Origin of the sequence: uncultured Draconibacterium sp. (assembly GCF_913060805.1) — a bacterium.
Classification (GTDB): Bacteria; Bacteroidota; Bacteroidia; order Bacteroidales; family Prolixibacteraceae; genus Draconibacterium.
Genome location: NZ_CAJXTC010000052.1, coordinates 22,139 through 30,681, shown reverse-complemented (window position 1 = coordinate 30,681; position 8,543 = coordinate 22,139). Strand labels below are relative to the sequence as shown.

Sequence of the window (8,543 nt, the reverse complement as noted above, 5' to 3'; positions counted from 1 at the left end):
AAAAGAAAAAGAGTACCTACAAAATTACATTAATCCCTTGTCTGTTTCATAAGAATAGAGAGGGAATGAGGGAGAGTTTGCCGAGAATCATATTACTTTCGTTCCTTAACATCCTGTCGTTTTTAACGACTGAACATAGCATTACAAATGCAAAGATTATTTACCCCTCGTTGCAACCTACGGTGTACACACAAATATTTTAGGGGTCCTGCTTTACAATCGACTTTTAATATGCGGCGCAAGGTAGCGTTGTATTTCAAAAACCGGTAGTATTTGCGCCTTTGTCATTTTTCTCTTCTAGCCCCGGGGCTGCGCTCCCTACGGGGGCTTCCCCCGGGCTATTGATTACGCACCCTTGGTGCTTAAAGCCCCGAAGTGGGCGACAGGCAATAGCCCGGTGCGAGTGGCTGAGTTTACGAAGACACAAAGCACCGGGTAAAAGATCGATAAAAAATCGTTCGGCGTCTAAAATTGATTAGAATTGGTCAGCTTGTTCCGAACGAAAAAATGTTGCAGAATCATTTGAAAATGGGAATATTTAAGTTGTGTGGACACCGTAGTCGTTGCAAACGAGGGGCAGTAGAATTCTATTTATGAAACTTATACCCCAGCGAAAACATAAACGCACGGTTTCGGGCAACGATGTCGTAATCGGATTGTGGTGAAATATTGTTCAGGCCAAAGTGACTTGTAAATTCAAATAAAAAGGAGTTGATCTCAATACCTCCACCAACGGCTAAACCAAGCTCAAGACGTTTCAAATCGTCGTCCTCATCGGGGCCCCACACAATATCCCACTCTTCATCGTAACTTTCTCCTCCACCGGATTCTTCCATTTTGGTTTTTCCGCTAAGCCCAATACCAACGTACGGACCGGCCATTCCGTAAATCCGTGTCTTGGCAACATCGGCATACAATTTTCCATACACGGGAATATCGAGGTACCAAAGATTAACTTTTGCTTTTGAACTATAAGTAATTCCTTCGTACGACTCCGACTCATCCTGTTTAACCCCTTTTGTTGTAAGCAACAAAGCTGTTTCAATGCCGGCGCCTTCGTTTATATCCCATTCAAATGTAGGCCCCAGGTGAAATCCCGACCGCATACTAAAATTTTCGCTGGCAGATTCGCCGCCTTCTTCCAAAAACAGATCAGACAACGAATAGCCGGCTCTAACGCCAATGGTTTGCGCAAACAGGCTGCCCGAAAAGACAATAAAGACAGCCAAAACGAATAAACGAGTAACTATTTTCATAACGTTCGATTTTTGGGTTATAGCTTTCTATACGTTACTAAATCGGTTTATGTTAGGGGGGATATTAATGCAAAAAGCTTCCCTGCACTACAGAGAAGCGTTTCAAAAACAATTAAACTTATAATTAAGCAGATGCCAGCAAATCAATCAATTTCTCACATCCACCGTTTCGAATATATTCCGAGTGTTCTTCGGCCGTAGCAAACGTTTGTCCGCATATTTTACTGCAACGTACTTCTCCCCTGTTTTCGATCAGAAAATCGCGCATCATTTCTTCCGCTCCGGGAACGATAAACCGTACTTCTCCGGGATTCTCGCGGAACCACTTTTCAGCACCGAGATAAACCGCAGCGCCAAGTGCGCCACAGGCATTCCCGCTCAGTCCGATACCACCGGCAAAACCGGCCAGCATCATTGCTTTTTCTTTGCTCGCTCCCATTTTCTCGGCTACAATACTGGCGCAACTTACAATGGGAGTTGCAGAAGTTTCCGGCATTAAAGCCAGGCTTTTATCTGCACTAGCAATTGCCTCGGGTGCCCATCGGCCAATCAATCGGGCACAGTTTAAGGGTTTTCCGGTTATAAAAAACTTAATCTGCCCCAGCGTTGATTTCTGGTTACAGTTTGTAATATCGCGGCAGTTAACGCTCTTTTTTCGTTGGGTAAAGGAATCGACCAAATCGCGCGCAGCAGAGATGGCCAGCTTAGTGGCAGTGTTTGGGTCTTTCATTCTTCGGTTAGCCTCGGCACCGGCAGCAAGAGCGGCTCCCCAAAGCATTCCACATTGGTGCCCCTCTTGCAAAATACCGCCACATAACGGTCCGGTTGCCTTCTCAACTTCACTGTCGCGCTGTCCGAAATTTTTATTTACCACCGCATATATTGCCCCGGTGCACCCCACTTTAAACAGGAGGCTGCGGGCTTCTTTTCTTGCTGAACAAGTGTTTTTCATTTTTTATTAGTTTTAGATTGCTTCGCTTCGCTCGCAATGACCGGCATTATTTATTTATCTGGGAGAGGCTGCTTGGCAGCAAGCTGCCAAGCGGCCTCTCCTTTCTAAAAGATACTCAGTTGATGTCATTGCGAACGTAGTGAAGCAATCTCTTTCATTACTGTAACACATTAACTCTTTCTGTTTACATTTCAATCGAAGGCAGAATATACTGACGTACCAACTTAAACAACTTCGATTTTCCGGCCCAGTTTCCACTGGTGAAAACCACGGTCATATCCAAATCGGGGAAAACCATAATTACCTGTCCGCCCCAACCATTGGCACGATACATTTTTATGTTTTTGCCACCGTGGTATAACTCGCTTTGCCACCAGGTGTAACAGTAACCGTTTTTACCCGAATCTTCAATGGGCAATTTTATGCCAACGTTGTTATTGTAAACAGTTGAGCTTTTTGCCACCCAATCTGCCGGCAGGATGCGCTTGCCGTTCCACATTCCGTTATCGAGGTAGGTAATTCCCAGTTTCAACATATCGCGCGGAGTAACACTCAGCGAACTGGCTGCTTCAACAACTACACCATCAGGATATTTCATCCACGTACCTTCTTTAATTCCCAGCGGTTCGAACAAATACTTTTTCGAGAATTCCTCGAGATCCAGTCCGGTTGCGTTTCTTAAAATTTCACCAAGAATTACAATACCACCACCGTTGTAGGTAAAAAATGTTCCGGGTTCGGCCCACCATTCACGATCTAAAACACAAGTTACCGGGTCGTCGCAAGCGAAATACAAGCGGTCCATGTCGTTGGCCGATTCGGTGCCGTGGGCGGCGCTCCATTCGTCCCAGGCCAATCCTGAGGTCATGGTAAGCAGGTGTTCAATCGTAATGTATTCGCGGTTATTGGTTTTCAGATGTTGATGTTCGGGCAGGTAATCGAAAATGGATTGATCAACACTTTTAATAAAACCTTTATCGATGGCAATTCCGATACATGCCGACACAAAACTTTTTGTTACCGACATTACGCTGTGTAACGTTTCCGGTCCGTATTCTACATAGTCTCCATGGTAATAGGGTTTGTCCCATGCATACAGATATCCCGGGAAGTACTCATCAACAACCAGTTTGTCATTTTTGTAGATCAACATTGAATGGATCTCACCAAATTTACCGGCGTATATTTTGCGAATGGCATCCTGAATAAAGCGTTCATCGATATTGGCATCAGCAGGTGTGCCCACCTTAATTCCATCGTGCATTTCTGCAGGAGGAGTTAAAACAACCTCCTCCGTTTTTTTATTGTTACACGAGCTGGCTCCCAATACTGCCTGCAGTATAACCAGTATGAGTAACATTCTTCCGATTAGCAGTTTCATGACTCTAAGTTTATGAGTTAGTTGATATCATTTCAGCAATTACAGGGCGAGTTTTTTCAATCCTGTTCAAATCGAGTTGAAGTCCGAGCGGCTCGTATACTTTCGCAAAATATTCATAGATTCCTTTTACTGCTTCAAAGGGAGCCATAACCGACTGCGCAGCTGTAGCACCTGAATTATTTACTACGGAAGTATCGATGCCTTTGTTTAATAAAGCTTTAACTATTTCGGTGCGGCAGAAAAAAGCAGCGGTGTGCAGTGCGGTAGAACCATCGTTATTGGTTACGTTCAGGTCGGCACCGGCGTCGATTAGTACTTTGGCAATTTCTGTTCTTCCAAATACGCTGGCAGTCATTAATGGACTTGAACCGCCAGCTGGTTCTTTTTCATTCAAATCGGCTCCCGATGCAATTATGGTTTTTACGGCTTCCAAATCGCCGGCAATTACTGCTGCGTGTAAACTGTTCCCACTTTGAGGCGCTGTGCTAGTTTCTGTTGTTTCTGTTTTCTGTTCTTCATTGTTTGTTGTTCCGGGATATGCAGTAAAAGCAGCCATAATAATCACTACCGACATAATTGCAGTAGCAACGGTTTTTGTATTGATCTCGCGCTGACGGATTGTTCGCCACGAGTAAATAAGCAGGTTTGAAAGGCCAAAGGTTAATAGTGTAACTATAAGGAATTTTACCATTGGTGGAATTGGTAATGCCATTATCGACAGTGCAACTACACCCAATACAATAGTGTGAATAATATAAACTGAGTAAGAATTGCGGTTCAGTTCGTCCATTATCGCGTACCTTTTATTTAGGCTGTGACGGAAACCGTAAAGGAATACATACAGCAAAGTAAGTTGCGATGCCAGGCCAAAAGCGTAATAAGCAACACGGTCGGCAAACTGCGAAATAAAATAGTAGTTACGTCCCGGATCGATGATATTGAAAAAGGTATTCAGTGCAACAGCGGTAAAGAGACCCAGTGTGAAAGTCAACACAACATTCGCAATAATGTAAAGTCGTTTGTTCTTTTTAGTTGATTCGAATACTTTCAACTTGTAACAAAGCGTACCCAGCAAAAATGACATAAAGTAAACCAGCAAACGCTCGCGTTGAAAATGCAGGATTGCAGAATCGTACCAGCCATTAAGTCCCATTTGAGCAATGGTTACACTGGATACAACTCCAACCACAAACATTACGATTACAGCAGTTCTTAGGTTTATTTTTAACGACAGCACTTTAGTTTTTGCCAATATCAAATAAATCACCTGGAATAGAAACAGCACCGGTAAAAACCACAACCAGTTTTGTGCCGGATTATTGGCATAAAAACTCAGGTCGCTACCGGCCCTTTCAAAAAAGTGGAAGTACGAGAACCATTCTTCCTGTGGTAAACCTCGTGAATACAAAAAGATGAATTTGTAAGCAGGGATCAAAGTAAAAACGGCGATTACCCAGGGAATTAAAATACGTTTCACTTTTGATTTAATAAATTCGATTGATGTTTTTGATTTCAGCGACATCGGAACCAGATAGCCGGAGATAAAGAAGATCGTAAACATTATAAAAAGGTCGAGATACAAACGGATCATTCCGATTGAATTTGCTTTTACAGGATCAACAACGATCCAGGAGTTTTGCAAAACATGTTCATAAACCAATCCTGAGTGCAACACCACAACAAGAAAGATCATTAATGTTCTTAAATGGTCGAGAAAATAAATTCGTGTTTTCATGATTTAATTTTTTGTGGAAATCGTTAGCGCGATGTCCGTTGTTTTCGTTGATGTAAAGGTCGGGTGAAGCGTGACGCAGGTCTAATGAACTATGCAGCCAAGAATATGAAGTTTGCTGAAGGCTTAAAACTTATGACGCAAGCATATAAATTATGGCGCAACACGTGATGCAAAGCCCTGAAAAGCCTGCTAAACAAGGATTCCGGAAAGCGAAGAAAAACATCGATTTTAAACTAGACCACGAAGACACAAAGTGCACAAAGATGACCTAATTTCAATTCTTTGACTTTGAATATTCATAATCAATCATGGCCATGGTGTCACCCTGAATTTATTTCAGGGTCTATTTACTTTAAGTTGATTTTATTGCGTGTGAGATGCTGAAACAAGTTCAGCATGACGTAACAATGGAGCATAAAATATAACAGATATTCCAAAAGAAGGGCTGAAATAAGCTACAAACGAACAGTTTTTGTATTTTTAGGATCGTATTTATCCGAAGCTAACAACGATGCCGAATCTTAACACCGCAGAAAATAACTTTCTAAATCAAATAACTCAGTTGGTTGAGGAGAACATTTCTAACGAGCAATTTGGTGTATCGGAGTTGGCAGATGCGGTTGGAATGAGTCGCTCGAATCTGTTGCGAAAGATCAAAAAGATCACCGATTTATCCGCCAGCCAGTTTATTCGCAACGTGCGTTTAAAGTTTGCGGCCGAATTACTTCAGGAAGGTTCGTATACCGTTTCGGAAGTTTCGTACAAGGTTGGTTTTGGCAGCCCTTCGTATTTTATCAAATGCTTCCGCGAGTTGTATGGTTACCCTCCCGGAGAAATGGGTAATCACGAAGAGCCGGATGAACAGCAAGAGCAGGTCACGGAAACTGAACAGGAGATGCAGGCACCCGTTCAGAAAAAGAAGTTTCCGGTTTTATTACTATCCTTTTTTGCCATTGCAATAATTGCAGCAGTATTATACTTTGTTTTACGCCCGGCTTCGGAAACAAATAATAGAATAAAATCAATTGCCGTGCTGCCATTTTTAAACGACAGCAACGACACCAGCAACGTTTATATCATTAACGGACTAATGGAAGCAACACTTAACAACCTTCAACAAATTCAGGATTTGAGAGTGATCAGCCGCACCTCGGTTGAGCAGTACCGTAACAATCCAAAATCGACACCCGAAATTGCAAAGGAACTAAATGCCACCTACCTGATTGAAGGCAGCGGACAGAAAATTGGCGACCAGATTCTTCTCAACATACAATTGATAGAAGCCAAAACGGATAAACATTTGTGGAGCCAGCAATACCGCCGCGACACAAAAGACATTTTCACGCTTCAGGCGGATGTTGCAAAAAGTATTGCCGAACAAATTGAGGCCATTGTTACTCCGGAGGAAATAAAACGCATTGAAAAGGCACCGACCAACAACCTGGTAGCTTACGACCTGTTTTTGAAGGGATATGATTTGCTAGGAAAACCAACTGACGAAAACCTGCTAGCGGCAATTCCGTATTTCAAACAAGCGATAAAACACGATGAAGAGTTTGCCCGTTCTTATGCAGGCATTGCCATCGCCTTTTATCTTTTAGACCAAAACAAAACGGAAAAACAATATGCCGACTCCATAAATTATTATGCCGACCAGGCACTTTTTTACGACTCGAAATTGCCGCAGAGTTTAACTGCCAAAGCGCTTTTTTACATGGAGCACAGCGAATACGAACTGGCACTTCCCTATTTTGAAAAGGCGCTGGAGATCAGCCCTAATTCTGATGTGGTTTTAATCTTTCTGGTTGAATTATACGTGAATTATTTACCCAATACAGAGAAGTACCTCGAGTATGCGTTAAAAGGGCTTGAAATTGATATTGTTGCCGCCTACGATTCATCAGCAGCGAGCTACAGTTACCTGCACATCAGCAATGCATTTATCCAATCGGGTTTTGTTGATGAAGCGGAAAAATATATTGAACGCTCACTGGATTATCTGCCGGAAAATCTTTATTCGCAATACGTTCAAGCGTATATCCAATTTGCGAAGAATGAAGATTTGAACCAGCTCAATAAGTCATTACTGACTACATTTGAAAAAGACAAAACCCGCCTTGATATTTTGCAGGAAGTGGCAAAATCTTATTACTATCTGCGCGATTTTGAAACAGCAGCTATTTATTACAAAGCTTTTGTGGATGTAAGAGAACAATATAATCTTAATATTAACCAATCGGAAAATGGTAAAATTGCAGTTTCTTTCGACAAAACAGGTCAGAAAGAACTTTCGGATAAATATTTTGAAGAATACAAAACATGGGCAGAAAACGATCCATCCATTTACAGCAACTTTTCGCTGGCATTTTACTACTCTTACAATGGAGATAACGACAAGGCCATCGAATACTTAAAGGCTTTCACAAAGCAGGATAACTTTCATTACTGGACGATTCTTTTTACACCGATCGATCCAATGATGGACAATTTGCAGAAACATCCGGAATATAAAAAAGTGTTCAGCGAAATTGAGAGCAAATTCGATGCTTACCACAAACGCATCGAGAAATCGTTGCAAAACAAAGGGCTTTTATAGCGCATAAAAAAGCCCCTCATCAAACAGATGAGAGGTTTTCTATAATTAGTTTCAATTTTTTTAAACCAGTTGAACATCATCCACAATCTCCTGACCTTTTTTAATGGCCTCAAGGTTTAGCGGAATCAATTTATGGTAACGTTCCGGAAGCGATTTTTCCAAACCTTTTTCCACGTTGTCCAGCGAAAGAATAGGTCGTACTTTCAGGTAACTTCCAAAAACGATCATATTAAACACCTTTGGATTTCCCATCTCAACAGCCGTTTTTGTGGCTTCCACTTTAAAGATGTTAATATCCGTACGCGTTGGCGGATTGATCACTCCATTCGGATCGTACAGCAACGTACCACCGGGTTTTACTGCCTTTTCGAATTTGTCCATACTCTGTTGGTTCAGAATAATGGCAGTGTCAAACTCCTGCAAAATAGGCGAACTAATGCGGGTATCGCTAACAATTACAGTAACGTTGGCCGTTCCACCGCGCATTTCAGGTCCGTACGATGGGAACCAGGTTACTTCCTTGTCTTCCATAATACCCGAGTAAGCAAGAATTTTACCCATTGAAAGTACACCTTGTCCTCCAAATCCGGCAATTATCATTTCTTCTGTCATAGCTTCAATTT

Annotated in this window: 6 protein-coding genes; 1 reads left to right on the top strand and 5 read right to left on the bottom strand. The window is 42.1% G+C overall.

Translation table 11 applies throughout. From position 1 onward, the window contains the following. Positions 1 to 587: 587 nt before the first annotated feature. The 4 genes from QZ576_RS20920 to QZ576_RS20905 all read right to left on the bottom strand — a co-directional run bounded on the left by QZ576_RS20920 (position 588) and on the right by QZ576_RS20905 (position 5,324). Complete coding sequence (locus QZ576_RS20920; RefSeq protein ID WP_297101092.1) at positions 588 to 1,256, bottom strand: porin family protein; 669 nt, start codon at positions 1,254 to 1,256, stop codon at positions 588 to 590. A gap of 124 nt (positions 1,257 to 1,380) precedes the next feature. Continuing rightward, the gene (locus QZ576_RS20915; protein WP_297101089.1) at positions 1,381 to 2,208 is read right to left on the bottom strand and encodes a C-GCAxxG-C-C family protein; all 828 of its coding nucleotides are present in this window, start codon (positions 2,206 to 2,208) and stop codon (positions 1,381 to 1,383) included. A gap of 184 nt (positions 2,209 to 2,392) precedes the next feature. Continuing rightward, positions 2,393 to 3,589 (bottom strand): serine hydrolase, encoded by a 1,197-nt coding sequence (locus QZ576_RS20910; protein ID WP_297101085.1) that lies wholly within the window; start codon positions 3,587 to 3,589, stop codon positions 2,393 to 2,395. A gap of 10 nt (positions 3,590 to 3,599) precedes the next feature. Continuing rightward, positions 3,600 to 5,324 (bottom strand): acyltransferase family protein, encoded by a 1,725-nt coding sequence (locus QZ576_RS20905; RefSeq protein ID WP_297101082.1) that lies wholly within the window; start codon positions 5,322 to 5,324, stop codon positions 3,600 to 3,602. A gap of 511 nt (positions 5,325 to 5,835) precedes the next feature. Between QZ576_RS20905 and QZ576_RS20900 the strand changes: the two genes are divergently transcribed. Then, positions 5,836 to 7,920 (top strand): helix-turn-helix domain-containing protein, encoded by a 2,085-nt coding sequence (locus tag QZ576_RS20900; protein WP_297101079.1) that lies wholly within the window; start codon positions 5,836 to 5,838, stop codon positions 7,918 to 7,920. Between the two features lie 60 nt (positions 7,921 to 7,980). Here the strand turns inward: QZ576_RS20900 and QZ576_RS20895 are convergent, their stop codons facing one another. Next, positions 7,981 to 8,532 (bottom strand): 2-oxoacid:acceptor oxidoreductase family protein, encoded by a 552-nt coding sequence (locus QZ576_RS20895; RefSeq protein ID WP_297101076.1) that lies wholly within the window; start codon positions 8,530 to 8,532, stop codon positions 7,981 to 7,983. Between the last annotated feature and the right edge of the window lie 11 nt (positions 8,533 to 8,543).

Excerpts from the sequence above, each read along its gene's own strand:
- QZ576_RS20915 (WP_297101089.1), bottom strand. The coding sequence starts at position 2,208 with ATGAAAAACACTTGTTCAGCAAGAAAAGAAGCCCGCAGCCTCCTGTTT.
- QZ576_RS20895 (WP_297101076.1), bottom strand. The coding sequence starts at position 8,532 with ATGACAGAAGAAATGATAATTGCCGGATTTGGAGGACAAGGTGTACTT.
- QZ576_RS20905 (WP_297101082.1), bottom strand. The coding sequence starts at position 5,324 with ATGAAAACACGAATTTATTTTCTCGACCATTTAAGAACATTAATGATC.
- QZ576_RS20910 (WP_297101085.1), bottom strand. The coding sequence starts at position 3,589 with ATGAAACTGCTAATCGGAAGAATGTTACTCATACTGGTTATACTGCAG.
- QZ576_RS20900 (WP_297101079.1), top strand. The coding sequence starts at position 5,836 with ATGCCGAATCTTAACACCGCAGAAAATAACTTTCTAAATCAAATAACT.
- QZ576_RS20920 (WP_297101092.1), bottom strand. The coding sequence starts at position 1,256 with ATGAAAATAGTTACTCGTTTATTCGTTTTGGCTGTCTTTATTGTCTTT.